At 52.0% G+C, this 26993-nt stretch carries 25 protein-coding genes; 12 read left to right on the top strand and 13 right to left on the bottom strand.

Going from position 1 to position 26993, the window contains the following annotated elements:
* The first annotated feature begins 73 nt into the window (after positions 1-73).
* From torC to torD, 3 genes are read left to right on the top strand one after another with little or no spacing between them, the layout of a single operon-like run.
* A complete protein-coding gene (gene torC, locus FQ015_RS14745; RefSeq protein ID WP_039021533.1) occupies positions 74-1246 on the top strand; it encodes a pentaheme c-type cytochrome TorC in 1173 nt (390 codons plus the stop codon).
* Positions 1246-3792: a trimethylamine-N-oxide reductase TorA gene (gene torA, locus FQ015_RS14740; protein ID WP_039021532.1), complete on the top strand. Its 2547-nt coding sequence runs from the start codon at positions 1246-1248 to the stop codon at positions 3790-3792. The genes torC and torA overlap by 1 nt, the downstream gene beginning before the upstream one ends.
* Positions 3789-4388 carry a molecular chaperone TorD gene (torD, locus tag FQ015_RS14735; RefSeq protein WP_039021531.1) on the top strand — a complete coding sequence of 200 codons (600 nt, stop codon included), beginning with the start codon at positions 3789-3791 and terminating at the stop codon, positions 4386-4388. Before torA ends, torD begins: the two co-directional genes overlap by 4 nt.
* Before the next feature lie 151 nt (positions 4389-4539).
* On the opposite strand, the gene cbpM is transcribed toward torD, so the two are convergent.
* Both cbpM and cbpA read right to left on the bottom strand, forming a co-directional pair.
* Positions 4540-4845, bottom strand: coding sequence for a chaperone modulator CbpM (cbpM, locus tag FQ015_RS14730; RefSeq protein ID WP_000024566.1), 306 nt, complete (start codon positions 4843-4845; stop codon positions 4540-4542).
* Positions 4845-5765: a curved DNA-binding protein gene (gene cbpA / locus FQ015_RS14725; RefSeq protein WP_000420641.1), complete on the bottom strand. Its 921-nt coding sequence runs from the start codon at positions 5763-5765 to the stop codon at positions 4845-4847. The genes cbpM and cbpA overlap by 1 nt, the downstream gene beginning before the upstream one ends.
* 257 nt (positions 5766-6022) lie before the next feature.
* Between cbpA and FQ015_RS14720 the strand changes: the two genes are divergently transcribed.
* Entirely contained in the window at positions 6023-7276 is a 1254-nt protein-coding gene (locus FQ015_RS14720; RefSeq protein WP_000535375.1) for a hypothetical protein, read from the top strand.
* 293 nt (positions 7277-7569) lie between these two features.
* Positions 7570-8811, top strand: a complete 1242-nt coding sequence (agp, locus tag FQ015_RS14715) for a bifunctional glucose-1-phosphatase/inositol phosphatase (protein ID WP_160524210.1) — start codon at positions 7570-7572, stop codon at positions 8809-8811.
* Positions 8812-8848: 37 nt separating this feature from the next.
* Here the strand turns inward: agp and FQ015_RS14710 are convergent, their stop codons facing one another.
* Both FQ015_RS14710 and wrbA read right to left on the bottom strand, forming a co-directional pair.
* Positions 8849-9076 (bottom strand): YccJ family protein, encoded by a 228-nt coding sequence (locus FQ015_RS14710; RefSeq protein ID WP_001143120.1) that lies wholly within the window; start codon positions 9074-9076, stop codon positions 8849-8851.
* A 20-nt stretch (positions 9077-9096) separates the two neighbouring features.
* Positions 9097-9693 carry an NAD(P)H:quinone oxidoreductase gene (wrbA, locus tag FQ015_RS14705; protein WP_001151437.1) on the bottom strand — a complete coding sequence of 199 codons (597 nt, stop codon included), beginning with the start codon at positions 9691-9693 and terminating at the stop codon, positions 9097-9099.
* A 372-nt stretch (positions 9694-10065) separates the two neighbouring features.
* Here wrbA and FQ015_RS14700 point away from each other — a divergent pair, with 372 nt between their 5' ends.
* Complete coding sequence (locus FQ015_RS14700; RefSeq protein WP_001273658.1) at positions 10066-10239, top strand: general stress protein; 174 nt, start codon at positions 10066-10068, stop codon at positions 10237-10239.
* Between the two features lie 257 nt (positions 10240-10496).
* Here FQ015_RS14700 and rutG read toward each other — a convergent pair whose 3' ends face one another.
* Genes rutG through rutA form a run of 7 tightly spaced genes read right to left on the bottom strand, consistent with a single transcriptional unit; the run spans position 10497 to position 15939 of the window.
* Positions 10497-11825 (bottom strand): pyrimidine utilization transport protein G, encoded by a 1329-nt coding sequence (gene rutG / locus FQ015_RS14695; RefSeq protein WP_039021529.1) that lies wholly within the window; start codon positions 11823-11825, stop codon positions 10497-10499.
* A 20-nt stretch (positions 11826-11845) separates the two neighbouring features.
* Positions 11846-12340, bottom strand: a complete 495-nt coding sequence (gene rutF, locus FQ015_RS14690) for an NADH-dependent FMN reductase RutF (protein WP_001028095.1) — start codon at positions 12338-12340, stop codon at positions 11846-11848.
* Positions 12341-12350: 10 nt separating this feature from the next.
* Positions 12351-12941 carry a malonic semialdehyde reductase gene (locus tag FQ015_RS14685; RefSeq protein WP_039021528.1) on the bottom strand — a complete coding sequence of 197 codons (591 nt, stop codon included), beginning with the start codon at positions 12939-12941 and terminating at the stop codon, positions 12351-12353.
* Positions 12938-13750 carry a pyrimidine utilization protein D gene (rutD, locus tag FQ015_RS14680; protein WP_039021527.1) on the bottom strand — a complete coding sequence of 271 codons (813 nt, stop codon included), beginning with the start codon at positions 13748-13750 and terminating at the stop codon, positions 12938-12940. Before rutD ends, FQ015_RS14685 begins: the two co-directional genes overlap by 4 nt.
* A gap of 7 nt (positions 13751-13757) precedes the next feature.
* Positions 13758-14144, bottom strand: coding sequence for a 3-aminoacrylate deaminase (rutC, locus tag FQ015_RS14675; RefSeq protein ID WP_001126780.1), 387 nt, complete (start codon positions 14142-14144; stop codon positions 13758-13760).
* 11 nt (positions 14145-14155) lie between these two features.
* Positions 14156-14848, bottom strand: a complete 693-nt coding sequence (rutB, locus tag FQ015_RS14670) for a peroxyureidoacrylate/ureidoacrylate amidohydrolase RutB (protein WP_160524233.1) — start codon at positions 14846-14848, stop codon at positions 14156-14158.
* The gene (rutA, locus tag FQ015_RS14665; protein ID WP_001353302.1) at positions 14848-15939 is read right to left on the bottom strand and encodes a pyrimidine utilization protein A; all 1092 of its coding nucleotides are present in this window, start codon (positions 15937-15939) and stop codon (positions 14848-14850) included. The genes rutB and rutA overlap by 1 nt, the downstream gene beginning before the upstream one ends.
* Positions 15940-16226: 287 nt before the next feature.
* On the opposite strand from rutA, the gene rutR reads away from it, so the two are divergent.
* Positions 16227-16865: an HTH-type transcriptional regulator RutR gene (gene rutR, locus FQ015_RS14660; RefSeq protein WP_001354904.1), complete on the top strand. Its 639-nt coding sequence runs from the start codon at positions 16227-16229 to the stop codon at positions 16863-16865.
* Positions 16866-16904: 39 nt separating this feature from the next.
* Here the strand turns inward: rutR and putA are convergent, their stop codons facing one another.
* Positions 16905-20867 (bottom strand): trifunctional transcriptional regulator/proline dehydrogenase/L-glutamate gamma-semialdehyde dehydrogenase, encoded by a 3963-nt coding sequence (putA, locus tag FQ015_RS14655; protein WP_039021526.1) that lies wholly within the window; start codon positions 20865-20867, stop codon positions 16905-16907.
* A 54-nt stretch (positions 20868-20921) separates the two neighbouring features.
* Between putA and FQ015_RS14650 the strand changes: the two genes are divergently transcribed.
* The 5 genes from FQ015_RS14650 (at position 20922) to efeB (ending at position 26310) form a co-directional block, all read left to right on the top strand.
* Positions 20922-21131: a hypothetical protein gene (locus tag FQ015_RS14650; protein WP_000979515.1), complete on the top strand. Its 210-nt coding sequence runs from the start codon at positions 20922-20924 to the stop codon at positions 21129-21131.
* A 158-nt stretch (positions 21132-21289) separates the two neighbouring features.
* Entirely contained in the window at positions 21290-22798 is a 1509-nt protein-coding gene (gene putP / locus FQ015_RS14645; protein WP_001018507.1) for a sodium/proline symporter PutP, read from the top strand.
* A 219-nt stretch (positions 22799-23017) separates the two neighbouring features.
* Positions 23018-23848 carry an iron uptake transporter permease EfeU gene (gene efeU / locus FQ015_RS14640; RefSeq protein WP_000497942.1) on the top strand — a complete coding sequence of 277 codons (831 nt, stop codon included), beginning with the start codon at positions 23018-23020 and terminating at the stop codon, positions 23846-23848.
* Between the two features lie 57 nt (positions 23849-23905).
* The gene (gene efeO / locus FQ015_RS14635; protein WP_000154382.1) at positions 23906-25033 is read left to right on the top strand and encodes an iron uptake system protein EfeO; all 1128 of its coding nucleotides are present in this window, start codon (positions 23906-23908) and stop codon (positions 25031-25033) included.
* A 5-nt stretch (positions 25034-25038) separates the two neighbouring features.
* Positions 25039-26310, top strand: coding sequence for an iron uptake transporter deferrochelatase/peroxidase subunit (gene efeB / locus FQ015_RS14630; RefSeq protein ID WP_160524209.1), 1272 nt, complete (start codon positions 25039-25041; stop codon positions 26308-26310).
* Between the two features lie 138 nt (positions 26311-26448).
* Here the strand turns inward: efeB and FQ015_RS14625 are convergent, their stop codons facing one another.
* A complete protein-coding gene (locus FQ015_RS14625; protein WP_157945109.1) occupies positions 26449-26619 on the bottom strand; it encodes a hypothetical protein in 171 nt (56 codons plus the stop codon).
* Positions 26620-26993: the final 374 nt, after the last annotated feature.

Raw genomic sequence — 26993 nt, 5'->3', positions numbered from 1 at the left:
TCCTGACCAGTGCCGCTGTTCATATTTGCTCATTAAGATCGCTTCACTAAACCATAATTTTACAGGGGCTATTATGCGGAAACTCTGGAACGCGTTACGCCGACCCAGTGCTCGTTGGTCGGTACTGGCGCTGGTCGCTATTGGGATTGTGATTGGCATTGCGCTGATTGTGTTACCTCACGTGGGGATCAAAGTCACCAGCACAACCGAATTTTGTGTCAGTTGCCACAGTATGCAACCGGTGTATGAAGAATATAAACAGTCGGTGCATTTCCAGAACGCCTCCGGCGTGCGAGCTGAATGCCATGACTGCCATATCCCGCCGGATATTCCAGGCATGGTGAAGCGTAAACTGGAAGCGAGCAACGACATCTACCAGACCTTTATTGCCCACTCCATTGATACACCTGAGAAATTCGAAGCCAAACGCGCGGAACTTGCCGAGCGTGAATGGGCGCGAATGAAAGAAAACAACTCGGCAACCTGTCGCTCCTGCCATAACTACGACGCGATGGATCATGCGAAGCAGCATCCTGAAGCGGCACGTCAGATGAAGGTGGCAGCGAAAGATAATCAATCCTGCATCGACTGTCATAAAGGTATTGCCCACCAGTTGCCGGATATGAGTAGCGGCTTCCGTAAGCAATTCGATGAGCTGCGCGGCAGTGCAAATGATAGTGGTGATACGCTGTACTCCATTGATATTAAGCCAATTTATGCGGCGAAAGGCGATAAAGAAGCGTCTGGTTCTCTGCTGCCTGCTTCGGAAGTGAAAGTCCTTAAACGTGACGGCGACTGGCTGCAAATTGAAATCACTGGCTGGACGGAAAGCGCAGGACGTCAGCGTGTACTCACCCAGTTCCCTGGCAAACGCATCTTTGTTGCCTCGATTCGTGGCGATGTTCAGCAGCAGGTGAAAACGCTGGAGAAAACCACCGTTGCCGACACCAATACCGAGTGGAGCAAATTGCAGGCCACCGCGTGGATGAAGAAAGGCGACATGGTGAACGATATCAAACCGATCTGGGCTTATGCGGATTCGCTGTACAACGGCACCTGTAATCAATGCCACGGCGCACCGGAAATCGCCCACTTTGACGCTAATGGTTGGATTGGCACGCTCAACGGCATGATTGGCTTTACCAGCCTCGATAAACGTGAAGAACGCACCTTGCTGAAATATCTGCAAATGAATGCGTCTGATACCGCAGGTAAGGCTCACGGCGATAAGAAGGAAGAAAAATAATGAACAATAACGATCTCTTTCAGGCATCACGTCGACGTTTTCTGGCACAACTCGGCGGCTTAACTGTCGCCGGGATGCTGGGACCGTCACTGTTAACGCCGCGCCGTGCGACAGCGGCGCAAGCGGCGACTGAGGCTGTCACCTCGAAAGAGGGCATTCTGACCGGGTCGCACTGGGGGGCTATCCGCGCGACGGTGAAGGATGGTCGCTTTGTGGCGGCAAAACCGTTCGAACTGGATAAATATCCGTCGAAAATGATCGCCGGATTGCCGGACCACGTACACAACGCGGCGCGTATTCGTTATCCGATGGTACGCGTGGACTGGCTACGTAAGCGCCATCTCAGCGACACCTCCCAGCGCGGTGATAACCGTTTTGTGCGCGTGAGCTGGGATGAAGCCCTCGACATGTTCTATGAAGAACTGGAACGCGTACAGAAAACTCACGGGCCGAGTGCCTTGTTGACCGCCAGTGGTTGGCAATCGACGGGGATGTTCCATAACGCTTCGGGGATGCTGGCGAAAGCGATTGCCTTACATGGTAATAGCGTGGGTACGGGCGGAGATTACTCTACCGGGGCTGCGCAGGTGATCCTGCCGCGTGTAGTTGGCTCAATGGAAGTGTATGAACAGCAAACCTCCTGGCCGCTGGTATTGCAGAACAGCAAAACCATTGTGCTGTGGGGCTCCGATTTGCTGAAAAACCAGCAAGCGAACTGGTGGTGCCCGGATCACGATGTTTATGAATATTACGCGCAGTTGAAAGCGAAAGTCGCCGCCGGTGAAATTCAGGTCATCAGCATCGATCCGGTTGTTACATCCACTCATGAGTATCTGGGGCGCGAGCATGTGAAACACATTGCGGTTAACCCGCAAACTGACGTGCCGCTGCAACTGGCGCTGGCGCATACGTTGTACAGCGAAAACCTGTACGACAAAAACTTCCTCGCTAACTACTGCGTGGGCTTTGAGCAGTTTCTGCCCTATCTGCTGGGCGAGAAAGACGGTCAGCCGAAAGATGCCGCATGGGCTGAAAAACTGACCGGCATTGATGCCGAAACCATTCGTGCTCTGGCACGGCAGATGGCGGCGAACAGAACGCAGATTATTGCTGGCTGGTGCGTACAGCGTATGCAGCACGGTGAACAGTGGGCGTGGATGATTGTGGTTCTGGCGGCGATGCTGGGGCAAATTGGCCTGCCGGGTGGTGGCTTTGGTTTTGGCTGGCACTATAACGGCGCAGGCACGCCGGGGCGTAAAGGCGTTATTCTGAGTGGTTTCTCCGGCTCTACGTCGATTCCTCCTGTTCACGACAACAGCGACTACCAAGGCTATAGCAGCACTATTCCGATTGCCCGTTTTGTCGATGCGATCCTCGAACCGGGAAAAGTGATCAACTGGAATGGTAAATCGGTAAAACTGCCGCCGCTGAAAATGTGTATTTTTGCCGGAACTAACCCGTTACATCGTCATCAGCAGATTAACCGCATTATCGAAGGCTGGCGCAAGCTGGAAACGGTTATCGCTATAGATAATCAGTGGACCTCAACCTGCCGCTTTGCCGATATCGTACTGCCTGCGACCACGCAGTTTGAGCGTAACGATCTCGACCAGTATGGCAACCACTCCAACCGTGGCATTATCGCCATGAAACAGGTCGTGCCGCCGCAGTTCGAGGCGCGCAACGACTTTGATATTTTCCGCGAGCTGTGCCGCCGCTTTAATCGCGAAGAAGCCTTTACCGAAGGGCTGGACGAAATGGGCTGGCTGAAACGCATCTGGCAGGAAGGTGTACAACAGGGCAAAGGACGCGGCGTTCATCTGCCAGCGTTTGATGACTTCTGGAATAACAAAGAGTACGTCGAGTTTGACCATCCGCAGATGTTTGTTCGCCACCAGGCATTCCGCGAAGATCCGGATCTCGAACCGCTGGGCACGCCGAGTGGCCTGATTGAGATCTACTCGAAAACCATCGCTGATATGAACTACGACGATTGTCAGGGGCATCCGATGTGGTTTGAGAAAATCGAACGCTCCCACGGCGGGCCCGGCTCGCAGAAGTATCCGTTGCATCTGCAATCTGTGCATCCGGATTTCCGACTTCACTCGCAGTTATGTGAATCAGAAACGTTGCGTCAGCAATATACGGTAGCGGGCAAAGAGCCAGTATTTATTAGCCCGCAGGATGCCAGTGCGCGCGGTATTCGTAACGGTGATGTGGTGCGCGTCTTTAACGCTCGTGGTCAGGTGTTGGCTGGAGCAGTGGTTTCTGACCGCTATGCACCCGGCGTGGCACGAATTCACGAAGGGGCATGGTACGATCCAGATAAAGGCGGTGAGCCTGGTGCGCTGTGCAAATACGGTAACCCCAACGTGTTGACCATTGACATCGGTACTTCGCAGCTGGCGCAGGCGACCAGTGCGCATACCACGCTGGTGGAAATTGAGAAGTACAACGGAACAGTGGAACAAGTGACGGCGTTTAATGGCCCCGTTGAGATGGTGGCGCAGTGCGAATATGTTCCCGCGTCGCAGGTGAAATCATGACCATGCTGACAGCACAACAGATTGCCTGTGTCTACGCCTGGCTGGCGCAGTTGTTCTCCCGTGAACTGGACGATGAACAACTGACGCAAATCGCCAGTGCGCAGATGGCTGAATGGTTTTCTTTGCTGAAAAGTGAACCGCCGCTCACAGCGGCGGTAAACGAGCTGGAAACTAAAATTGCCGCTCTGACAGTGCGTGACGCCGCCCGTCTGGAACTGGCCGCTGACTTTTGCGGCCTATTTCTGATGACCGACAAACAAGCGGCGTTGCCGTATGCATCGGCCTACAAACAGGACGAGCAAGAGATTAAACGCTTGTTAGTTGAGGCAGGGATGGAAACCAGCGGCAATTTCAACGAACCGGCAGATCATCTGGCGATCTATCTCGAATTGCTCAGTCATCTGTATTTTTCGCTGGGTGAGGAAACTATCCCTGCGCGAAGAATCGACAGTTTGCGGCAAAAAACACTGACGGCGCTGCGGCAATGGTTACCGGAGTTTGCGGCGCGTTGCCATCAGTATGATAGCTTTGGTTTTTACGCGGCACTAAGCCAGTTATTGCTGGCGTTAGTGGAGTGCGACAACCAAAACAGATAATGCCGTTTGTAGGCCAGATAAGACGCGTTGAGCGTCGCATTAGACATTAAGGCAGATCCGTCGGATGCGGCATGAACCTTATCCGGCCTACGGGGACAGTGCGCTTTGTAGGCCTGATAAGACGCGTTAAGCGTCGCATCAGGCAACAAACTCACGGATGAGCTACAAACCGGGAAAGCCGCTGGCGCAGCAAGCGGTTTTCCTGCTTCAGGTGCGCAATATCATCCATTAACGTCAGCGCCACCGCGATCCCCGGCCAGTCCAGAGCCAGTTCATGACGCAGGCGTACCGCACGTTGCACCACAATGGCGGCATGGTCGTCAAATACCCAGGTTGTTTCCAGGCGCTCCCGCGGTTCAACCACCCCCAAACCGACAATTTCATTCAATTCCTCTTCAGAGATGCCGGTATGTAGGCAAAATTCGGTAATAGTAAAAGTCACCGTAACATTAGCCATCATGCTTTCCCCCAATCTTTACGTGGATCAAAAGACGACTGGGCGTCTGCCAGTTGCTGCCACAGCGCGGCCGTATTTTCATCCGGTTTCGGCGGCATCACGATTTTCAGTACCGCATACAGATCGCCGGTCTGTTTTTTGCTCACCAGGCCTTTGCCTTTAACGCGTAATCGTTGTCCGGCCTGACTGCCCGGCGGGATAGTTAGCAAAATGCTTTCTTTCAGTGTTGGAACGGTGACTTTAGCACCCAGCGCCGCTTCCCACGGGCTAACCGGCACCACAATTTCCAGATCCTGGCCGACAATATCAAACAATGGATGCGGCGCAATATGAATCACCAGCCACAAATCGCCATTTGGGCCGCCATTTTCGCCCGGCGTTCCCTGGCCTTTCAGGCGGATGCGTTGACCATTGCCGACGCCCGCCGGGATCTTCACATTCAGCGTTTTCGGGATTTCCTGTTCGATCATGCCAAAGGCGTTATAAACCGGCAGGTTATAGCTGATGGTACGCTTGTGCTCAGTAAGCGTTTCTTCCAGGAATACCGCCACTTCGATTTCAATATCGTGGCCGCGGGTGGCGGGACGTTGACGGCTCTGGCGGGCATGCTGACCGAAAATTGACGAGAAGATATCGTCAAAATCTTCGGCGTTAAAACTCTGACCGTCTCCATGCTGGAACTGACGGCTAAATTGCGGATCGTTGCGATGTTGCCACATCTGATCATACTCAGCGCGACGTTGTTCATCACTCAACACTTCCCAGGCTTCAGCGACCTCTTTGAAGCGGGCTTCGGCATCCGGTTCTTTGCTGACATCAGGATGGTATTTGCGGGCCAGTCGACGATAGGCGGTCTTGATTGTCTTGAGATCGTCCGTCGGTTTCACGCCCATGATGGCGTAATAATCCTTTAGTTCCATAGCGTTATCTCGCGTAAATCAACACAAATTGAAGGAACCCCTGTAAGGTAACTCCTATAAGTGTAGGGTAATCCTCAAAATTTCATATGCCAACACAGAATATGTTATTGAAATCATCGTGGAGAGGAGGTGGCGTCAAGATGGATTGCTGAGCATAGTTTAAACAGGTAAAAGAGTGAGCGATTTTTGATAGTTAAATCAGGCACTTTAAGCTTAACTAGGACGTCATTATTTATTAAATTTTATAGGCGCTATATATGGGTAGTAATATACATGGAGTAAGTTGCAGTGCTAATAATTATTTGAAAACAGCCTGGGCCGATATAAAAACCAGGCGCGAAGAAAATCAAAAATGTTCAATCACGCTTTTTGAACAAAAACTAGAGTGTTTTATGCGGTTGTACAATGAAATCATGCGGAAAGAAGAAAATATTTCATGCCTGGTGTGTGAATCACTAGAAACAGAATTAGAGGAAATGCAAAATGATAATGATTTATCTTCATTTATGAAAACATTACGTACTCATGATACAAACACTTATTCAGGGGATTCAGGAGGCATTACCTATACTATACAATATTTTCAAGAAAGAGAGCTTGTTAATATATCCTTGCCGGGTATGTTTTCACAGGCTATTGCAGGCTTTAAAAGTAGCTGTTGGTATAAATTTATAGCATATGTTGATATCTTAAATGAGTGTAATGATGTTTTTTCTGAGTATTGCTTTGATGATGATGAAATTACGAGTGTCCAGCCAAAACGGATAAATACGCCGGGAATATATGATTCAGTTACTGGTATTGATTTGTCTGGTATATCTTTTATTCAGAGTGAAATTAATCAAGCACATAAATTAAAATACGCGCCTGTAGATGGCGATGGATATTGTCTGTTAAGAGCCATACTGGTTATAAAACACGTTGATTATTCATGGGCGCTTGGCAGTCAAAAGACGCAAAAAGAAGTATACGACGAATTTATTAAAATTGTTGATAAACAAGTGATTGAGTCTTTTGTTGATGCAGCATTCTTTAATCTCAGGGAAGATATTAAGACATTATTTGGCGTTGATCTGCATTCTGACAACCAAATTCAGGATATGGGTAATTCTTTAGCGTCGAATTTTATTAAGTTTAAAAAAGAATTCATTGGTAGTTGCTTGAATGACGAAAGATGCATATTGCATTTACCCGAGTTTATATTTAATGATAACAAGGGTTCGCTTGTTTTAAATACCGACTCTCCGGAAAAGGTTAAAGCGGTGAAGAATTTCCTTGCTGTGCTTTCAGATAGCATTTGTTCATTGTTTATTGTTGCCTGTAATGTGGGATCAATCTCCTTGGGAAGTGAATCCTTTTCAACGGATGAAGATCTTGAGTATGGTTATTTAATGAATACTGGCAATCATTATGACGTTTACCTCCCTACTGAACTTTTTGCTCAGTCATACCAGTTAAACCATAAGGAAATGAAAGCGCAACTGGACTATTTAAATCGTTATGCCATCTAATGATAAAGACATGTGCTAAAATAGTTTTTATTAGTCTCACATTCTCTTTTTACTAGTAAATATTGCCCCTGTATCGATAACGTCGGTGATATTCTGTCTAGCCCATGGTGAAATCATCAACGGCGTACACGAGGCAGGGGCCAATCATGCATAGGTTGCGTCAAATCTTGCCTTTTTTTAATGACAAATATAGATAACAGGCACTCAACAAGCCATTTTGCGAACCTGTTCCCGGAAAAATGTCATATTTCTGTCACACTCTTTGGTGATTGATAACAAAAGAGGTGCCAGGAATGAACAAAACGCTAATCGCCGCAGCTGTGGCAGGGATAGTTTTACTCGCTTCAAATGCTCAGGCACAAACCGTACCGGAAGGCTATCAGTTGCAGCAAGTGCTCATGATGAGCCGCCATAACTTACGTGCGCCGCTGGCGAACAATGGCAGTGTGCTGGAACAATCCACACCGAATAAATGGCCAGAATGGGACGTCCCCGGTGGGCAGCTCACCACCAAAGGCGGTGTGCTGGAAGTGTATATGGGCCACTATATGCGTGAGTGGCTGGCAGAGCAGGGGATGGTGAATTCGGGGGAATGCCCGCCGCCGGACACCGTTTATGCCTATGCCAACAGCCTGCAACGTACCGTCGCAACCGCGCAGTTCTTTATTACTGGCGCATTCCCTGGGTGTGACATTCCAGTCCACCACCAGGAAAAAATGGGCACCATGGACCCAACCTTTAACCCAGTGATCACCGATGATTCCGCCGCATTCAGTGAACAGGCGGTGGCGGCAATGGAGAAAGAGCTCGGCAAACTCCAGCTTACCGACAGCTACAAGCTACTGGAAAAAATCGTTAACTATAAAGATTCTCCTGCCTGTAAAGAGAAGCAACAGTGTTCGCTTGTAGATGGAAAAAACACCTTTAGCGCGAAGTATCAACAAGAACCGGGCGTTTCCGGGCCGCTGAAAGTCGGCAACTCGCTGGTAGATGCGTTTACTTTGCAATACTACGAAGGTTTCCCGATGGATCAGGTGGCGTGGGGAGAAATCAAATCTGACCAACAGTGGAAAGTGTTGTCGAAGCTGAAAAACGGTTACCAGGATAGCCTGTTTACCTCACCGGAAGTGGCGCGCAATGTTGCGAAACCACTGGTCAGTTATATCGACAAAGCGCTGGTGACAGATCGCGCCAGTGCACCGAAAATCACGGTGCTGGTTGGGCACGACTCAAACATTGCCTCTCTGTTAACGGCACTGGATTTCAAACCGTATCAGTTGCATGACCAGAACGAACGCACGCCCATCGGCGGCAAAATCGTTTTCCAGCGTTGGCATGACAACAAAGCTAATCGCGATTTGATGAAAATTGAATATGTGTACCAGAGTGCGGAACAGTTGCGTAATGCTGATGCGTTAACGTTGCAGGCTCCGGCTCAGCGCGTGACGCTGGAATTAACCGGCTGCCCGATAGACGCTGATGGTTTCTGCCCAATGGATAAGTTTGATAGCGTATTGAATGAAGCGGTGAAATAACAGAAAACTCCCCCGCGTGAAGCGGGGGAGTCGCTGGTTAAACGTTTTTACGTTCGATGGTCTGTTCGCCCCAAAAAAGCGAATCTTTATCGGTCTTAGCAAAGGCTTTGACTAACACTTCATCGCTACCTTCTTCCCAAATCTTTTCCGCCATTTTTTCGTCGTACCCGGCGACTTCGAAAATGGCCTCGGCTATTTCCGGCGACGTATTGCGCAGAGATGCCCATTCACCGACGTGATGAGCTTTCGCTTCTTGAGTTGGCATGCGTATCCTCCTGTTGAAGATTAGCCGTTAAGTTTAACTGCCAGACCTGCGACATATTCCCCTTGATAACGAGCAATAGACAGTTCTTCCTGGCTGGGCTGGCGTGAACCGTCACCGCCTGCGATGGTGGTTGCGCCGTACGGCGTACCGCCGCGAACCTGTGAAACGTCAAATAATTCCTGCGCTGCGTAGCCAATGGGGACAATCACCATGCCGTGATGCGCAAGGGTCGTCCAGGTGGATGTGATGGTTTGTTCCTGACCGCCGCCAGTACCGGTGGAACTAAAGACGCTCGCCAGTTTTCCGTATAGTGCGCCGGAAGCCCACAGGCCGCCCGTCTGGTCGAGGAAGGTACGCATTTGACCGGACATGTTACCAAAGCGGGTAGGTGTACCAAAAATAATGGCGTCGTAATCGGCCAGTTCTTGCGGGGTTGCAACCGGTGCAGTTTGCGTTTTACCGCCTGCTTTTTCAAATAATTGCGGCGGCATGGTTTCCGGTACACGCTTAACGACAACTTCTGCGCCATCCACTTTGCTTGCACCTTCAGCAACTGCGCGTGCCATCGTTTCAATATGTCCGTACATGGAATAATAAAGCACCAGAACTTTAGCCATTTCTAACCACTCCTCGTGTTATCTCTATTCCGTAGCGATTCGCTACCACTTATTTAAAGATAAGACGTCCTTTTCAGAGTGCAAATTTCACAACCACTTATTTGATTTATAACAACTTTCACAAGCACGCAATTTTGTCGCAAAATGACACATTTTTATCTCATCGCGTTTTTTTAATCATAAGAGCGGCTTATAGATAATTATTGGAGATGATATCTATTCTCGCTAAGAAGCTGTTGCAGGATATTACCAAACGCGGGTCTGCCCGCGTCAGTTCACTAAGCTTAGTCCCACGTAGCGAAAATATGGCAGCCGCCATACGCCGCGTTAATTCTATGCAATATGATGTCTATACCCAGACGGAGGTCAGTAATGGCAAACCATCGAGGCGGTTCCGGCAATTTTGCAGAAGACCGCGAAAGAGCATCAGAAGCAGGTAAAAAAGGTGGACAGCACAGCGGGGGTAATTTCAAAAATGACCCGCAGCGCGCATCTGAAGCAGGTAAAAAAGGTGGCAAGAGCAGTCACGGTAAAAGCGACAACTAGCCGGGCTAATCAATGACGAATGCATTTTTGTCTGTCGCTCGTCAAAAAGCCATCACCGCCGGTTACCCCGGCGGTTGATACTGATGACAAATGTAAGCTTGCCTGATGCGCGATGCTTATCAGGCCTACCAGAAGATTGCAATATATTGAATTTGCACTGTTTTGTAGGCCGGATAAGGCGTTTACGCCGCATCCGGCATGAACAATGCGCACGTTGTCAACAATCTGCACCGCCGGTAATCCCGGCGGTTTTCTGTTTATGGTTCCTGATGAACAACTTCTGGCGGAGGAACGTCAACCAACCTTCTGCTTAACAAAGCATTGAGTAAAATCGCGCCAAAGGTTGCTGTACCGATCCCTCCCAACGTAAAACCGCCCAGTGTGAGAGCAAAATCACCCGCACCCAGCACTAAGGTTACTGCGACCATAATCAAATTACCGTTCTGGCTTAAATCCACACGGTTTTGTACCCAGATCCGTGCGCCTGCGACGGCAATCAGCCCGAACACAACAATTGAAGCACCACCAATCACCGGTGCAGGAATGGTATGGATCAGCGCGCCAAATTTCGGCGAAAAGCCCAACAGCAAGGCGATGACGGCAGCAGCAACAAACACCAGCGTCGAGTAGACTTTGGTCACGGCCATTACACCGATATTTTCAGCATAGGTGGTTACGCCGCTACCGCCGACAGAACCCGAAAGCATTGTTGCCAGCCCATCGCCTACGAATGCCCGCCCCATATATGGATCCATATTGCGTCCGGTCATCCCGGCGACCGCCTTGAGATGACCTAAGTTTTCCGCCACCAGAATAACCGCCACGGGCGCAATCAGCATCATTGCCTGACCATTAAAACCAGGAGTGGAGATATGTGGCAGACCGAACCAGGCAGCATGGCTAACGAGTGTAAAATCGACGGCTTTTCCCAGCCCTAAAACGTTGGTCATCACACCATAAATCAGACAAGCGACAATTAAGCCTACGAGAATCAATAACCGCTGGATCATGCCACGGGTAAACACCGCCACCAGCCCAATACACAGCACCGTCATTACCGCCATCCAGCTATCAAAGGCCGAAGCCGATACATTTTTCACTGCGATAGGCGCTAAGTTCAGGCCAATCGCCATCACCACCGCACCCGTCACAACCGGCGGCATTAGTCGTTCAATCCAGCGCGTACCGATTTTCATCACCACCAGGCCAATGACGGTATAAACCAGCCCACAGGCGATAATCCCGCCCAGCGCGATGCTGATATTCGGATTAATTCCCTGACCATTAAAGCCCGTCGCGGCGATCACCACGCCGACAAAAGCCGCGCTGGAACCGAGATAACTGGGGACGCGCCCGCCGGTAATAAAGAAAAACAGTAACGTGCCGATCCCCGACATTAAAATGGAAAGGTTGGGATCCAGCCCCATCAGAATCGGCATTAACACCGTCGCGCCAAACATCGCCACCGCGTGTTGAACGCCCATTATTGCCGTCTGAGCAAACGGCAATCGTTCATCCGGCGCGACCACGCCGCTCTCTGTAGAGGTCGATTTTAACTGCCAGTGAGGAAAACCGAACATTGCCATCAGCTGTCTCCTTAAGGAGGTTAACAAGCAGGGCGCATCAGCGCGTGATAACTGCGATCAAACCACACCAGCCCGTAGGGGGTGGCGTGACGATGAATCGCTTCGATGGCGCAAAACAGAATGTCGTGGGTGCCGACGCTCACCACCTGGCTGATACGGCAGTCAAACGAAACCAGTGCTTCTTCCAGTTGCGGGCATCCGGTCACACCAGTCTGCCAGCGGGCGGCGGCAAAGCGGTGTTCCATGGGCGTTTTGCCGCCAAAAAGGTTTGAAAGCGGCTCCTGCCCGGCGCTAAGTGTATTTACACACAGCGTTCGATTTTCATTGAATACCGGCCAGACGGACGCCCCACGATTCAGGCACACCAGTAATGTGGGCGGCGTATCGGTCACGCTGCAGACGGCGCTGGCGGTGAACCCGGCGCGCCCGGCTGGACCGTCCGTGGTGATGATATTGACCGCCGCGCCCATGCAGGACATCGCATCGCGAAAAGTTTGTTGATCGACAATGTTCATAGTTTGCTCCTTACAACAGCCCGCAGGCTTCTTCAAAGGACAGACGTGGCAGGCGCGCATGAAGCTTGCTGCTATCGCCATAGCCGATATTAATCAGCAGATTGCTCTTCAGCGTGCTGCCCGTAAAAAAGGCGTCGTCCACGTGTTGACGGTCAAAGCCGGACATCGGGCCGGTATCCAGCCCCAGCGCCCGGCAGGCGACGATCAGATAGGCCGCCTGCATGGAACTGTTGCGAAACGCCGTTTCTTCAGCAAGTTTTGGGCTGGAGGTAAACCAACTGCGGGCATCGCCGTGGGGAAACAGTTGCGGTAACCGTTCATAAAATTCGCTATCCCAGGCGACGATAGCAGTGACGGGCGCGGTCAGGGTTTTTTGCAGATTGCCGCTGGAAAGCGCCGGGCGCAGACGTTCTTTTGCTTCTGCAGTGCGGATAAATACGATGCGCGCCGGAGAACAGTTGGCTGACGTTGGCCCCCATTTCATCAGGGCATAAATCTCCCGTAACGTCTCATCGCTGACGGGTGTCTCCCGCCAGCCGTTGTGAGTTCGGGCGTCGGTAAACAGGGTGCTAAGCGCACCAGGGCTAACGGCTTCGTTCATAGCAATTCCTTACAGGCGGCTTCACGATGATGTAACAGGCTGGCAAGCCCGTTGAGTAACAGAGCATTAAACGTTTCGGGATCAGTCACGTTGCAGGCGTGTCCGCCATAGCGCATCACCATTTTCTGGCTATCGGGCAGGGCGGCATGAAGTTCACTGGAACATGCTGATGGCACGAGCAGATCATCACTGGCGCAGATGATTTGCACCGGGCAGCGGATGCGATCCGTATGGCGACTAAAGTCAGCACGTTTGAGGGCGTTAAGTCGACGCAGTAAATTGTTTTTGCCCTGAAAATGCGCCAGTGCCAGCGCGTCCTCCGCTTCAAGGCGAGGGGCGCGGGCCGCCATCCAGTCGGCGGGGTAGAGGAACAACGGCTGCGCTTCCACCCATGCCTGCGCGCCGCCGCTATGCAGTAATCGTTCGCGAACCTGAAAACAGCGGCGGGTACGGGCGTTTATTCGTAGCCAGCCGTTAACGCTGACCAGTGCAGTGACCGATGCGGGATAATCTAGCGCCAGCTGCATTCCCACCAGCGCCCCGAGCGCATGGCCGATCACCGCATAACGCTCAATCCCCACACTCATCAGCGCCTGATGCAGTTCCTCTGCCATCTGCGCCAAACTGTAGTCTTCCGCCAGCGTATCTGGATTATTTCCGGTACCGCGCTGGTCGTAACAGACTACCTGATACTCCTGCTCCAGCACCGCCAGTTGCGGCAACCAGTAATTGCCGCTGCCGCCAAGACCCGAAATCAATACCACTACGGGCGCATCAGCATAAGGGGGAGGTGAGAGTGAAAGTTTCATCGCCACCTCACTTAGCGATATGCGCAATCGTGGCGATTTCCACCAGCGCGTCAGGCTTTACCAGTCCGCACTGAATGCAGAATCGCGCCGGTTTGTCACCCGGGAAAAACTCGGCGTAGATTTCGTTAATCGCGGCGTAATTTTTCCAGTCGGTAATAAAGATGCTGTTGAAGGTCACGTCCGCCATCGTGCCACCCGCCGTCTCGATAACCTTGCGGATGGTCTCCAGAACGTGGCGGGTTTGCGCCTTTGGGTCATCGGCAAACAGCACGTTATTATGTTGATCAAAAGCCAGCGTGCCGGAGACATACACCACGCCATCAGCCAGCGTGCCGGGAACGAAGGGGGCCAGCGGTGCGCTGCTGCCAGCAGGAATAATTACGGATTTCGGCATCATTAAACTCCTTAAGCGATACGGGCAAAGGACGTGGGAGAAAGCGCGTCGCAGAACGTTTCGACGTCGCTCACCCAGCCAAAAAAGGTTTCGATATTGAACAACGCGGCTTTCTGCGCAAACTCCGGCCCCGCCTGGTGGGTTGCGTCTTCCAGCACCACGCCGAAATACTCCAGAAAAAAGCCGTCGCGCAGCGTCGATTCGACGCAGACGTTGGTAGCGATACCGGTGAAAATCAGGTGGCGAATTCCGCGGCTGCGCAAAATGCTGTCCAGCGGCGTATTGAAGAAACCGCTATAGCGCGGCTTCGGCAGCACAATATCGCCAGGCTGCGGCACCAGCTCATCCACCAGTTGATAGTCCCATGAGCCTTTCGCCAGTAATTTTCCCTGCAACTGCGGCTGCTTACGCATGGTCTTCAGGGCGTTCGATTTATGAAAATTCGGTGAGCCGGGACCGCCAGCCTCGACATACTGTTCATCCCAGCCATTTTGAAACCAGATGATCAACATCCCTGCCGCTCGTGCCGCGGTCACGGCGGTTTGAATATTGGCAATGACCGGGCGAGTGGTTGAGACATCAAACCCGGCGAGATCTAAATAGCCACCTGGCGTGGCATAAGCGTTTTGCATATCCACCACGATCAGCGCACTTTGCTGCGGATCGAAGGTAATGGCTTCTGGTCGAGAGGTTAAGGTCGTCATCATGCCACCTCCTGAGTTAGCGCAGGGAGATGGGCGCGGCACTGCATCAGTGGTTGAATACGCTCGCCGAAGGTTTCGATTCCCGACAGAAAATCATCGAAGGTCAACAGCACGCCTTCGGCACCAGGTACGCTTGCGACTTCATCTAACATGCGCGCGACACTGGCGTAAGAACCGACTAACGTCCCCATATTGATGTTTACCGCCGAAGTGGGATCGGCCATCTGACGGACGTTGGTGTCAGTACCGGAGCGGGTATCTTTCTGACTTTGTTCGGTTAGCCAGCTTAACGCCTCTTCATCGGCACCCGCTTTATAGTGTTCCCATTTGGCACGAGCGGCATCGTCGGTTTCGTCGGCAATCACCATAAACAACACATAAGAGCCAACGTCGCGCCCGGTTTGCGCTGCGGCCTGTTTCATCCGCGCAGCGGTCGGGGCGAAAGCCGTGGGTGTATTTACGCCTTTGCCGAAACAGAAGTTGAAATCGGCATACTGGGCGGAGAACGCCATGCCAGCGTCGCTTTGCCCGGCACAGATCACTTTCATGGGTACGCTCGGTTGTGGACTGACGCGGCAATCGTTCATGGTGAAAAAATCGCCTTTAAAATCGCTTTTCCCCGTTCCCCACAGGTCGCGCAGCACCTGGACATATTCGGTGAGATAGTCATAACGACGGGAAAAATAGTCATCGCCAGGCCAGATGCCCATCTGCTCATACTCGGGTTTTTGCCAGCCAGTCACCAGGTTTACGCCAAAACGCCCGCCAGAGATGGAGTCAATGGTTGCGGCCATACGGGCGACGATTGCCGGAGGTAACGTTAAGGTGGCGGCAGTGGCGTAAATCTGAATGCGTGAGGTCACGGCTGCCAGCCCCGCCATCAAAGTGAACGACTCCAGGTTGTGATCCCAGAACTCAGTTTTGCCGCCAAAACCACGCAGTTTGATCATCGACAGGGCGAAATCGAAATGGTAGTGCTCCGCTTTTTGCACGATGGCTTTATTCAGTTCAAAGGTCGGCATGTACTGCGGCGCGTGGGTCGAAATGAGCCAACCGTTGTTGCCAATAGGTACGAATACGCCAATTTTCATCATCAACCTCTCTTCGTCTCGTCAAGTGAAAGTCAGACGGGGCGCTGCATCCTGCATATCCTTTTCAGCCGCGTAATGGTTTGTTTGCAAAGCGGATGCCAGTTTTTAAAAAGTGAATGTTATTAATGTGTTAATGTTAAGTTGTCTAAAATGTCTGGAAAAAAGTGGACTAAACGGTCAAAACAGTTGCACATAAAACATGCATCCGTGCGCGATGAGAGTGCAGAAGGTCGAGGCCGGGCAGGGGTTTTGCTATCCTGTTGCCAATCTACAAGAGGGGAGAGCGCATGACGCAAGGCGCAGTGAAAACAACGGGTAAACGTTCGCGCGCAGTGAGCGCGAAGAAAAAAGCGATTCTTAGCGCAGCACTGGACACTTTTTCACAATTCGGTTTTCATGGCACAAGGCTGGAGCAGATCGCAGAGTTGGCGGGCGTTTCAAAAACCAATCTGCTGTATTACTTTCCGTCAAAAGAGGCGCTGTATATAGCCGTACTGCGGCAGATTCTCGATATCTGGCTGGCACCGTTAAAAGCGTTTCGAGAAGATTTCGCCCCACTGGCAGCGATTAAAGAGTACATCCGTCTGAAGCTGGAAGTCTCCCGCGATTATCCGCAGGCTTCGCGCCTGTTCTGTATGGAGATGCTGGCAGGCGCACCGTTATTAATGGATGAGCTAACGGGCGATTTGAAAACGTTAATTGATGAGAAATCGGCGCTGATTGCCGGTTGGGTTAAAAGCGGCAAACTCGCGCCGATTGATCCGCAGCATTTGATTTTTATGATCTGGGCTTCCACTCAACATTACGCCGATTTCGCCCCTCAGGTGGAGGCGGTGACAGGTGCCACGTTGCGCGATGAAGTGTTTTTCAATCAAACGGTTGAAAACGTGCAGCGGATTATTCTTGAGGGGATTCGACCACGTTAATGATGCCGGAGGAGATTATAGCATCCTCCGGCAACCTGCTTAACCGATCGTCATTAAACTGGCGTTACCGCCAGCGGCAGCGGTATTCACGCTCAGCGAACGCTCGATATACAACCGTTCCAGCAGGATATTGCTTTCGCCACGGGCAAAACCCTGCACTGAAACAATTGCACCATCCCGCGCGGCAACGGCTTCACACAATGCGCGAAGCTGATCCGAATCACCGTGGAAGATCACCGCATCAAATGGTTGAGCGGTTATATTCTCCGCTTTCGCCAGTTGAATACGTTCGCTGACTGCCGATGGTAATGCTTTCACTAACTGACGATGCAGCGCATCATCCGGCCACAGCACCTGGCTGCCCACCGCCAGCACGGCGGCGAGCTGAGTCAGCGCATCCTGTTCATCATCCGCAATACACAACACGCGCTCACGCGGCAGCAGCGTCCAGGTGTTGCGTTCACCCGTCGGCCCTGGCAACAATCGTTGTGTTCCTGCCTGCGCCAACTCGCCATATTGCGTACATAACGCCTGCAATTCTGGACGGTTTGCCGCCCATTCCCGCAGTGCATTTAGCGGCTGAGTCAATGCGGCTTTCAACTGCGCATCGACCGGATACTCCGCATCCTGACGCGCGAGTGTCACCGCCAGCGCACTTTCCGGGCGATTCGCCAGCAGACGGTAGAGATAGAGCGGACCACCTGCTTTCGGCCCGGTGCCGGACAACCCTTCGCCGCCGAATGGTTGCACCCCAACCACTGCGCCCACCATATTACGGTTAACATACAGATTACCGACATGGGCCGAGCCAGTGACCTGGGCAATAGTTTCATCAATGCGCGTATGGACGCCGAGCGTCAGACCATAACCGGAAGCGTTAATCTGTTCGATCAGTTCCGGCAACTGGTTACGGTTGTAACGCACCACATGCAGCACCGGACCAAAGACCTCTTTTTGTAATTCGGCAAAGTCATCCAGTTCGATCAGCGTCGGAGCGACAAAGGTGCCGCTTTGCCATTCACGGGCATCTTCACTGTTTTCCCGCACCGCCTGGAACACCGGACGGCCTTTGCTACGCATGGTCTGAATATGGCGCTCAATATTGGTCTTCGCTTCGCCATCAATCACCGGACCGATATCGGTGGTCAGGCGACCCGGATTACCCATCCGGCATTCGGCCATTGCACCGCGCAGCATTTTTAACGTGTGGTCGGCAATTTCATCTTGCAGACACAGCACGCGCAGCGCCGAACAACGCTGACCTGCACTGTCGAAGGCCGAGGCCAGTACATCCACGACGACCTGTTCGGTCAGGGCGGAGGAATCGACAATCATCGCGTTCATGCCGCCGGTTTCCGCAATGAGTGGAATTGGGCGGCCCTGAGCGTCCAGGCGGCTGGCGATATTGCGTTGCAGTAACGTAGCGACTTCGGTTGAACCGGTAAACATCACCCCGCGCACGCGATCATCACCCGTCAGTTGCGCGCCTACGGTTTCACCCTGACCGGGCAACAACTGCACCACGCCTGGCGGTACACCCGCTTCCAGCAAAATGGCAATCCCTTGTGCGGCAATCAGCGGCGTTTGTTCTGCCGGTTTTGCCAGTACGCTGTTACCTGCCGCCAGTGCGGCAGCGATTTGCCCGGTGAAAATCGCCAGCGGGAAGTTCCACGGGCTGATACATACCACTGGCCCTAATGGACGGTGGGTTTCGTTAGCGAAATCATCCCGCACCTGTCCCGCGTAGTAGTGGAGAAAATCGACGGCTTCACGCACTTCGGCAATGGCGTTACTGAAGGTTTTTCCGGCCTCACGCACCAGAATACCAATCAGTTGTTGCATCTGACTTTCCATCAGTACGGCAGCGCGATGCAAAATCGCCGCGCGTTCGGCCGGAGGCGTGGCAAACCAGATTGGCGCGTTATTAACTGCACTTTCCAGCGCCTGTTCTACTTCACGCGGCGTGGCTTCACGCACATAGCCCACAATATCTTTCGGTTCCGCCGGGTTGATAACGGGTGACATTTCACCAGCCGCGACCGGTTGTTCCAGCATTGGCAAGGCCTGCCATTTTTGCAGTGCACTGTTGAGCAGGGCAGAGGAGAGTGATGCCAGCCGGTGTTCATTGGCGAGATCCAGCCCTGCCGAGTTGTCGCGCCCGTGACCGTAAAGATCGCGCGGCAGGGGAATTTTCGGATGGGGTAATCCAGTTTGCCCTTCCTGCTGCGCCAGTTTTTCTACTGCAGTGACTGGATCTGCAACCAGTTCATCCAGTGGTAAAGAGGTATCAGCAATACGGTTAACAAACGAGGTGTTAGCACCGTTTTCCAGCAGGCGACGCACCAGATATGCCAGCAGTGTTTCATGGGTACCGACCGGAGCATAAATACGACACGGTCGGTTAAGTTTACCGTCGGCAACTTTCCCGGTGACCTGCTCATACAGTGGCTCGCCCATACCATGCAGGCACTGGAACTCGTACTGACCCGGATAGTAGTTTTGACCCGCCAGTTGATAAATTGCCGCCAGCGTGTGGGCGTTGTGCGTTGCAAACTGCGGGTAAATGAGATTTGGCACCGCCAGCAGCTTTTTCGCACAAGCGAGATAAGAAACATCGGTATACACCTTGCGGGTATAAACCGGATAACCTTCAAGGCCGTCCATTTGCGCACGTTTGATTTCACTATCCCAGTACGCGCCTTTCACCAGGCGAATCATCAGACGACGACGGCTGCGGGTGGCGAGATCAATCAGGTAATCGATCACCAGCGGGCAGCGTTTTTGATAAGCCTGAATAACAAAACCGATGCCGTTCCAGCCTGCCAGTTCAGGCTCGAAACAAAGCTTTTCCAACAGATCGAGGGAGATCTCCAGACGATCGGCCTCTTCGGCATCAATGTTAATACCAATATCGTACTGACGCGCCAGCAAGGTTAGTGATTTCAGACGTGGGTAAAGCTCTTCCATTACCCGGTCATACTGGGCGCGGCTGTAGCGCGGATGCAGCGCCGACAGCTTGATTGAAATGCCCGGACCTTCATAAATGCCGCGACCATTGGAGGCTTTACCAATGGCGTGAATCGCCTGCTGATAGGAAACCATATATGCCTGCGCGTCCGCTGCGGTCAGTGCGGCTTCGCCCAGCATATCGTATGAGTAACGGAAACCTTTCTCTTCCAGCTTGCGGGCATTGGCTAACGCTTCCGCGATGGTTTCACCAGTGACGAACTGCTCACCCATCAGGCGCATCGCCATATCCACACCTTTGCGGATTAGCGGTTCGCCACTCTTACCGATAATGCGATTCAGCGAACGGGAGAGGCTGGCTTCGTTATGGGTAGAAACCAGTTTGCCGGTAAAGAGAAGCCCCCAGGTGGCGGCATTAACAAACAGCGACGGGCTACGACCAATATGTGACTGCCAGTTACCGTTGCTGATTTTGTCGCGTATTAACGCATCACGGGTGGCTTTGTCGGGAATACGCAATAGCGCTTCCGCCAGACACATCAGCGCCACGCCTTCCTGCGATGACAGCGAAAACTCCTGCAATAATCCCTGAACCATGCCTGCGCGACCACTGGCATTTTTTTGATTACGCAGTTTATCGGCCAGTTGATACGCCAGTTTATGAGCCTGTTCAGCAACCGGCTGCGGCAGGCGAGCTTGTTCCAGCAGCATAGAAACCGCTTCGGTTTCCGGGCGGCGATAGGCGGCGGTGATAGCCGCACGGGAAACCGACTGTGGCAAAATTTGCTCGGCAAAGTCGAGGAATGGCTGGTGTGGTTCCTCTGCCGGATTCGGTACTTCATCGCTCTCATTGGCCGCGCCAGAAAGCAGCGCAGGTAGCTCTGGCAGAGTATCGCTGTTTTCCAGTTGTTCAAGATAAGAAAAAATCGCCTGCTTAATTAACCAGTGCGGTGTGCGATCGATACGTGTCGCGGCAGACTTAATGCGTTCACGCGTCGCGTCGTCCAGCTTAACCCCCATGGTGGTGGTTCCCATGCCATTACTCCTGTTGTTCTGAAAGGTGCAACTTAACGTTATCGTGAAATATCCATGATGTTGCAACTTTGTGCAACCATGTTAAATGTGACCTGCGTAGCAAGCTTAAAAATGAATGAAATGTTAATAAAAGAAATCGATATGACAGGGATTAAAAAAATAACTCAGACTTTTTCTCTGCGGCAGTTAACATTTTTGAAAGGTGCAACCGCAAAAAATGTGAGGGAGTGCAACCTGATGAAAAATAGTATCGCTGAGCACTAAAATTTAATGTAAATGGTGTGTTAAATCGATTGTGAATAACCAGCGCTTCCGGCAGGATACGGTCGCCCTGGGAAAACATAAACTCTGTTACCCCGTTCCGGTGGCAGATATAACGGCAAGTTTCGACATTGCCGATAATAATTTTTTGGAGACTTTAGATGGCTATTAGCACACCGATGTTGGTGACATTCTGTGTCTATATTTTTGGCATGATATTGATTGGGTTCATCGCCTGGCGATCAACCAAAAACTTCGACGACTATATTCTTGGCGGTCGCAGCCTTGGGCCATTCGTGACGGCATTATCGGCAGGTGCGTCGGATATGAGCGGCTGGCTGTTAATGGGGTTGCCGGGCGCGGTTTTTCTTTCCGGGATTTCCGAAAGCTGGATCGCCATTGGCCTGACATTAGGCGCGTGGATTAACTGGAAGCTGGTGGCCGGGCGCTTGCGTGTGCATACCGAATACAATAATAACGCCTTAACATTGCCGGATTATTTTACCGGGCGTTTTGAAGATAAAAGCCGTATTTTGCGCATTATCTCCGCGCTGGTAATTTTGCTGTTCTTCACCATTTATTGTGCTTCGGGCATTGTGGCTGGCGCGCGTCTGTTTGAAAGCACCTTCGGCATGAGCTACGAAACGGCTCTGTGGGCGGGAGCTGCGGCGACGATCCTTTACACCTTTATTGGCGGCTTCCTTGCGGTGAGCTGGACTGACACTGTACAGGCCAGCCTGATGATTTTTGCCCTGATCCTGACGCCGGTTATCGTGATCATTAGCGTTGGTGGGTTTGGCGACTCGCTGGAAGTGATCAAACAAAAGAGCATTGAAAACGTGGATATGCTCAAAGGATTGAATTTTGTCGCCATTATCTCGCTGATGGGCTGGGGGCTGGGTTACTTCGGTCAGCCGCATATTCTGGCGCGTTTTATGGCGGCGGATTCTCACTATAGTATTGTCCATGCGCGTCGTATCAGCATGACCTGGATGATCCTCTGTCTGGCAGGCGCGGTGGCGGTCGGTTTCTTCGGCATTGCATACTTTAACAATAATCCAGCGGTTGCCGGTGCGGTAAACCAGAACTCTGAGCGCGTGTTTATCGAACTGGCACAAATATTGTTTAACCCGTGGATTGCCGGGATTCTGTTGTCGGCGATTCTGGCGGCGGTGATGTCGACGTTAAGTTGCCAGCTGCTGGTGTGCTCCAGTGCGATTACCGAAGATCTGTACAAAGCATTTCTGCGTAAACATGCCAGCCAGAAAGAACTGGTGTGGGTAGGGCGTGTGATGGTGTTGGTGGTGGCGCTGGTGGCAATTGCGCTGGCGGCGAATCCGGAAAACCGCGTGCTGGGCTTAGTAAGCTACGCGTGGGCAGGCTTCGGTGCGGCGTTTGGTCCGGTGGTGCTGTTCTCGGTGATGTGGTCACGCATGACGCGTAACGGTGCACTGGCGGGGATGATCATTGGCGCGCTGACGGTTATTGTCTGGAAACAGTTCGGCTGGCTGGGTCTGTACGAAATTATTCCGGGCTTTATCTTCGGTAGCATTGGGATTGTGGTGTTTAGTTTACTGGGTAAAGCACCGTCAGCGGCGATGCAAAAACGCTTTGCTGACGCCGACGCGCACTATCATTCAGCGCCGCCGTCACGGTTGCAGGAAGGGTAAGGGAAGGCGTTTTACCGAAAATCCCACGTCATAATCAGAAGCAGGCAGAGGGCAATCAGTGATTGCCCTCTGCATTTTCTCTCAAAAAAAATTTACATTTCCTCATCATTATCACTACATTCCGCTTGTGTTTTTCTTCACCGTAATGATAATCGCTATCACTGCGATTTACTTTTCTTTGCATAGATTGACTCAGAAAAACGTTTAAGGGTGGGTGGCATGTTTGTTCCGTTTCTCATTATGTTGCGCGAAGGACTTGAAGCCGCGCTGATTGTCAGCCTGATTGCCAGCTATCTTAAGCGTACCCAGCGAGGTCGATGGATTGGTGTCATGTGGATTGGCGTGTTGCTAGCCGCTGCGTTGTGCCTGGGGCTGGGTATATTCATTAATGAAACTACCGGCGAATTTCCGCAAAAAGAGCAGGAATTGTTCGAAGGTATCGTGGCGGTGATTGCCGTGGTGATCCTCACCTGGATGGTTTTCTGGATGCGTAAAGTGTCGCGCAACGTCAAAGTGCAACTGGAACAGGCAGTCGATAGCGCATTGCAGCGTGGGAATCATCATGGCTGGGCGCTGGTGATGATGGTCTTTTTTGCCGTTGCAAGGGAAGGACTGGAGTCGGTCTTTTTCCTGCTGGCGGCGTTTCAACAAGATGTCGGGATCTGGCCTCCGCTGGGTGCAATGCTCGGTCTTGCTACAGCCGTGGTGCTCGGCTTCCTGCTTTACTGGGGCGGTATTCGCCTCAATCTTGGCGCGTTTTTTAAATGGACCAGCCTGTTTATTCTCTTCGTCGCCGCAGGGCTGGCGGCAGGTGCTATTCGCGCGTTTCATGAAGCCGGGCTGTGGAACCACTTTCAGGAAATCGCCTTCGATATGAGCGCGGTGCTCTCAACTCACTCGCTGTTCGGTACGCTGATGGAAGGTATCTTTGGTTATCAGGAAGCGCCGAGCGTCAGCGAAGTCGCCGTCTGGTTTATTTATCTCATCCCGGCGCTGGTGGCATTTGCTCTGCCGCCGCGCGCAGGGGCGACAGCGTCTCGCTCCGCGTAACGAAAATGACGCAAACTCTTGCTTAGTTACAACATACTTTAAAGGGATAGTCTCGTCATGACCATTAACTTCCGCCGTAACGCATTGCAGTTGAGCGTGGCTGCGCTGTTCTCTTCTGCTTTTATGGCTAACGCCGCTGATATTCCGCAGGTCAAAGTCACTGTGACAGATAAGCAGTGCGAACCGATGACCATTACGGTTAACGCCGGGAAAACACAGTTCATTATTCAGAACCATAGCCAGAAGGCGCTGGAGTGGGAGATCCTCAAAGGCGTGATGGTGGTGGAAGAGCGGGAAAATATCGCCCCTGGTTTTAGCCAGAAAATGACGGCGAATTTACAGCCTGGCGAATACGATATGACCTGCGGTCTGCTGACTAACCCGAAAGGGAAGTTGATCGTCAAAGGTGAGGCAACGGCGGATGCGGCGCAGAGCGATGCGCTGTTAAGTCTTGGTGGTGCAATTACTGCATATAAAGCGTATGTCATGGCGGAAACCACACAGCTGGTGACCGACACCAAAGCCTTTACCGACGCCATCAAAGCAGGCGATATCGAAAAAGCGAAAGCACTGTATGCGCCGACGCGCCAGCACTATGAGCGCATCGAACCGATTGCTGAGCTGTTCTCTGATCTGGATGGTAGCATTGACGCCCGTGAAGATGATTACGAGCAAAAAGCCGCCGATCCGAAATTCACCGGTTTCCACCGTCTGGAAAAAGCATTGTTTGGCGATAACACCACCAAAGGGATGGATCAGTACGCTGACCAGCTTTATACCGATGTGGTCGATTTGCAAAAACGCATCAGTGAACTGGCTTTCCCACCTTCAAAAGTGGTCGGCGGCGCAGCCGGACTGATTGAGGAAGTGGCGGCCAGCAAAATCAGCGGTGAAGAAGATCGCTACAGCCACACCGATCTGTGGGATTTCCAGGCTAACGTTGAAGGCTCGCAGAAAATTGTCGATCTGCTGCGTCCGCAACTGCAAAAAGCCAACCCGGAACTGCTGGCAAAAGTCGATGCTAACTTCAAAAAGGTCGATACCATTCTGGCGAAATACCGTACTAAAGACGGTTTTGAAACCTACGACAAATTGACCGATGCCGATCGTAATGCGCTGAAAGGGCCGATTACTGCGCTGGCGGAAGATCTGGCGCAACTTCGTGGTGTGCTGGGACTGGATTAAGCGTTATGCAGTATGAAGATGAAAACGGCGTGAATGAACCGTCACGCCGACGTTTACTGAAAGGGATTGGCGCGCTGGCACTGGCAGGAAGTTGTCCGGTAGCGCATGCTCAAAAAACGCAAAGTGCGCCGGGGACGCTTTCACCGGATGCGCGCAGTGAAGCGCAGCCGTTTTATGGCGAACATCAGGCGGGTATTCTGACGCCGCAGCAGGCGGCAATGATGCTGGTGGCGTTTGATGTGCTTGCCAGCGATAAAGCTGATCTTGAGCGATTGTTTCGCTTGTTGACTCAGCGTTTTGCTTTTCTGACTCAGGGCGGAGCTGCACCAGAAACGCCAAATCCGCGCCTGCCACCACTCGATTCCGGCATTCTTGGCGGCTACATTGCGCCCGACAATCTCACCATCACGTTGTCAGTTGGTCACTCGTTGTTTGATGAACGGTTTGGTCTTGCGCCACAGATGCCGAAAAAGTTGCAGAAGATGACGCGTTTCCCCAACGACTCGCTGGATGCGGCGTTATGTCATGGTGATGTGTTGCTACAAATTTGCGCCAACACCCAGGACACGGTGATCCATGCGCTGCGCGATATCATCAAACATACGCCGGATTTGCTCAGTGTGCGCTGGAAGCGGGAAGGGTTTATTTCCGATCACGCAGCGCGTAGTAAAGGCAAAGAGACGCCGATTAATTTGCTGGGTTTCAAAGACGGCACTGCCAATCCCGATAGCCAGAATGATAAGTTGATGCAAAAAGTGGTGTGGGTAACGGCAGATCAGCAGGAGCCTGCGTGGACAATCGGTGGCAGCTATCAGGCAGTACGCTTGATTCAGTTTCGGGTGGAATTTTGGGACAGAACGCCACTGAAAGAACAGCAGACGATTTTTGGCCGTGATAAGCAAACCGGTGCGCCGCTGGGAATGCAGCATGAGCATGATGTTCCCAATTACGCCAGCGACCCGGAAGGGAAGGTGATTGCGCTGGACAGCCATATCCGGCTGGCGAATCCCCGCACGGCGGAGAGCGAGTCTAGTCTGATGCTGCGTCGTGGCTACAGTTATTCGTTGGGTGTTACCAACTCCGGGCAACTGGATATAGGGTTGCTGTTTGTCTGCTACCAACACGATCTGGAAAAGGGCTTCCTGACAGTACAAAAAAGGCTCAATGGCGAAGCGCTGGAGGAATATGTCAAACCTATCGGTGGAGGCTATTTCTTTGCGCTGCCGGGTGTGAAGGACGCGAACGATTATCTCGGAAGCGCATTATTGCGGGTTTAATGTTTTTAGGCGTATAAGGCGTTTACGCCGTACCAGGCGTTCGTGCGTTCGTGCGTTCGTGCGCTGATGCCTGATGCGACGTTTGCGCGTCTTATCATGCCTACAATCGGTGCGGGTTCGGTAGGCAGGATAAGGCGTTCACGCCGCATCCGGCGTTCGTGCGTTGATGCCTGATGCGACGCTTGCGCGTCTTATCATGCCTACAATCGGTGCGGGTTCGGTAGGCTGGATCAGGCGGTCACGCCGCATCCGGCGTTCGTGCGTTGATGCCTGACGCGAATCCTGCTGAAAGCACACAGCTTTTTTCATCACTGTCATCACTCTGTCATCTTTCCAGTAGAAACTAATGTCACTGAAATGGGTGTTTATCGTTAAATATAGGTGAATATATTGTTGCAATGAATGCGAGATCTGTTGTAATTATTAAGTAGCAGCGGAAGTTCCCGGCAGTGATAGTCAGTCACTATGGAGATCGCGGATGGTAACGTCCTGTTCTGGACAATGTTTTGTTAAGCAAAGCTCCACCACTCGCGGAGATTTCTCCTCCGGTAGCAACTTCGTCACTCTGTATTTTTCTCACTTCCTCTCTTTACTCGTGTTACCGACGCCGCAAACGGTGTGCGTAGCCGTTTTTCGGCATTTTATCCAACAGCAAACTATGGCTTACAAGGAAGCCAACCCTC

Origin of the sequence: Escherichia sp. HH26CH (assembly GCF_009820205.1) — a bacterium.
GTDB classification, from domain to species: Bacteria; Pseudomonadota; Gammaproteobacteria; order Enterobacterales; family Enterobacteriaceae; genus Escherichia; species Escherichia coli_F.
Note: the sequence above shows the minus strand (reverse complement) of the source record. Positions and strands in the feature narration are given on the sequence as shown.

Excerpts from the sequence above, each read along its gene's own strand:
- FQ015_RS14700 (WP_001273658.1), top strand. The coding sequence starts at position 10,066 with ATGGCAAACCATCGAGGCGGTTCCGGCAATTTTGCAGAAGACCGCGAA.
- FQ015_RS14685 (WP_039021528.1), bottom strand. The coding sequence starts at position 12,941 with ATGAACGAAGCCGTTAGCCCTGGTGCGCTTAGCACCCTGTTTACCGAC.
- efeO (WP_000154382.1), top strand. The coding sequence starts at position 23,906 with ATGACCATTAACTTCCGCCGTAACGCATTGCAGTTGAGCGTGGCTGCG.
- FQ015_RS14720 (WP_000535375.1), top strand. The coding sequence starts at position 6,023 with ATGGGTAGTAATATACATGGAGTAAGTTGCAGTGCTAATAATTATTTG.
- cbpM (WP_000024566.1), bottom strand. The coding sequence starts at position 4,845 with ATGGCTAATGTTACGGTGACTTTTACTATTACCGAATTTTGCCTACAT.
- wrbA (WP_001151437.1), bottom strand. The coding sequence starts at position 9,693 with ATGGCTAAAGTTCTGGTGCTTTATTATTCCATGTACGGACATATTGAA.
- cbpA (WP_000420641.1), bottom strand. The coding sequence starts at position 5,765 with ATGGAACTAAAGGATTATTACGCCATCATGGGCGTGAAACCGACGGAC.
- efeB (WP_160524209.1), top strand. The coding sequence starts at position 25,039 with ATGCAGTATGAAGATGAAAACGGCGTGAATGAACCGTCACGCCGACGT.
- agp (WP_160524210.1), top strand. The coding sequence starts at position 7,570 with ATGAACAAAACGCTAATCGCCGCAGCTGTGGCAGGGATAGTTTTACTC.
- rutF (WP_001028095.1), bottom strand. The coding sequence starts at position 12,340 with ATGAACATTGTCGATCAACAAACTTTTCGCGATGCGATGTCCTGCATG.
- rutA (WP_001353302.1), bottom strand. The coding sequence starts at position 15,939 with ATGAAAATTGGCGTATTCGTACCTATTGGCAACAACGGTTGGCTCATT.
- torA (WP_039021532.1), top strand. The coding sequence starts at position 1,246 with ATGAACAATAACGATCTCTTTCAGGCATCACGTCGACGTTTTCTGGCA.
- efeU (WP_000497942.1), top strand. The coding sequence starts at position 23,018 with ATGTTTGTTCCGTTTCTCATTATGTTGCGCGAAGGACTTGAAGCCGCG.
- rutD (WP_039021527.1), bottom strand. The coding sequence starts at position 13,750 with ATGAAACTTTCACTCTCACCTCCCCCTTATGCTGATGCGCCCGTAGTG.
- rutB (WP_160524233.1), bottom strand. The coding sequence starts at position 14,848 with ATGACGACCTTAACCTCTCGACCAGAAGCCATTACCTTCGATCCGCAG.
- FQ015_RS14650 (WP_000979515.1), top strand. The coding sequence starts at position 20,922 with ATGATGTTGCAACTTTGTGCAACCATGTTAAATGTGACCTGCGTAGCA.
- rutR (WP_001354904.1), top strand. The coding sequence starts at position 16,227 with ATGACGCAAGGCGCAGTGAAAACAACGGGTAAACGTTCGCGCGCAGTG.
- rutG (WP_039021529.1), bottom strand. The coding sequence starts at position 11,825 with ATGGCAATGTTCGGTTTTCCTCACTGGCAGTTAAAATCGACCTCTACA.
- putP (WP_001018507.1), top strand. The coding sequence starts at position 21,290 with ATGGCTATTAGCACACCGATGTTGGTGACATTCTGTGTCTATATTTTT.
- torD (WP_039021531.1), top strand. The coding sequence starts at position 3,789 with ATGACCATGCTGACAGCACAACAGATTGCCTGTGTCTACGCCTGGCTG.
- FQ015_RS14625 (WP_157945109.1), bottom strand. The coding sequence starts at position 26,619 with ATGAAAAAAGCTGTGTGCTTTCAGCAGGATTCGCGTCAGGCATCAACG.
- torC (WP_039021533.1), top strand. The coding sequence starts at position 74 with ATGCGGAAACTCTGGAACGCGTTACGCCGACCCAGTGCTCGTTGGTCG.
- FQ015_RS14710 (WP_001143120.1), bottom strand. The coding sequence starts at position 9,076 with ATGCCAACTCAAGAAGCGAAAGCTCATCACGTCGGTGAATGGGCATCT.
- rutC (WP_001126780.1), bottom strand. The coding sequence starts at position 14,144 with ATGCCGAAATCCGTAATTATTCCTGCTGGCAGCAGCGCACCGCTGGCC.
- putA (WP_039021526.1), bottom strand. The coding sequence starts at position 20,867 with ATGGGAACCACCACCATGGGGGTTAAGCTGGACGACGCGACGCGTGAA.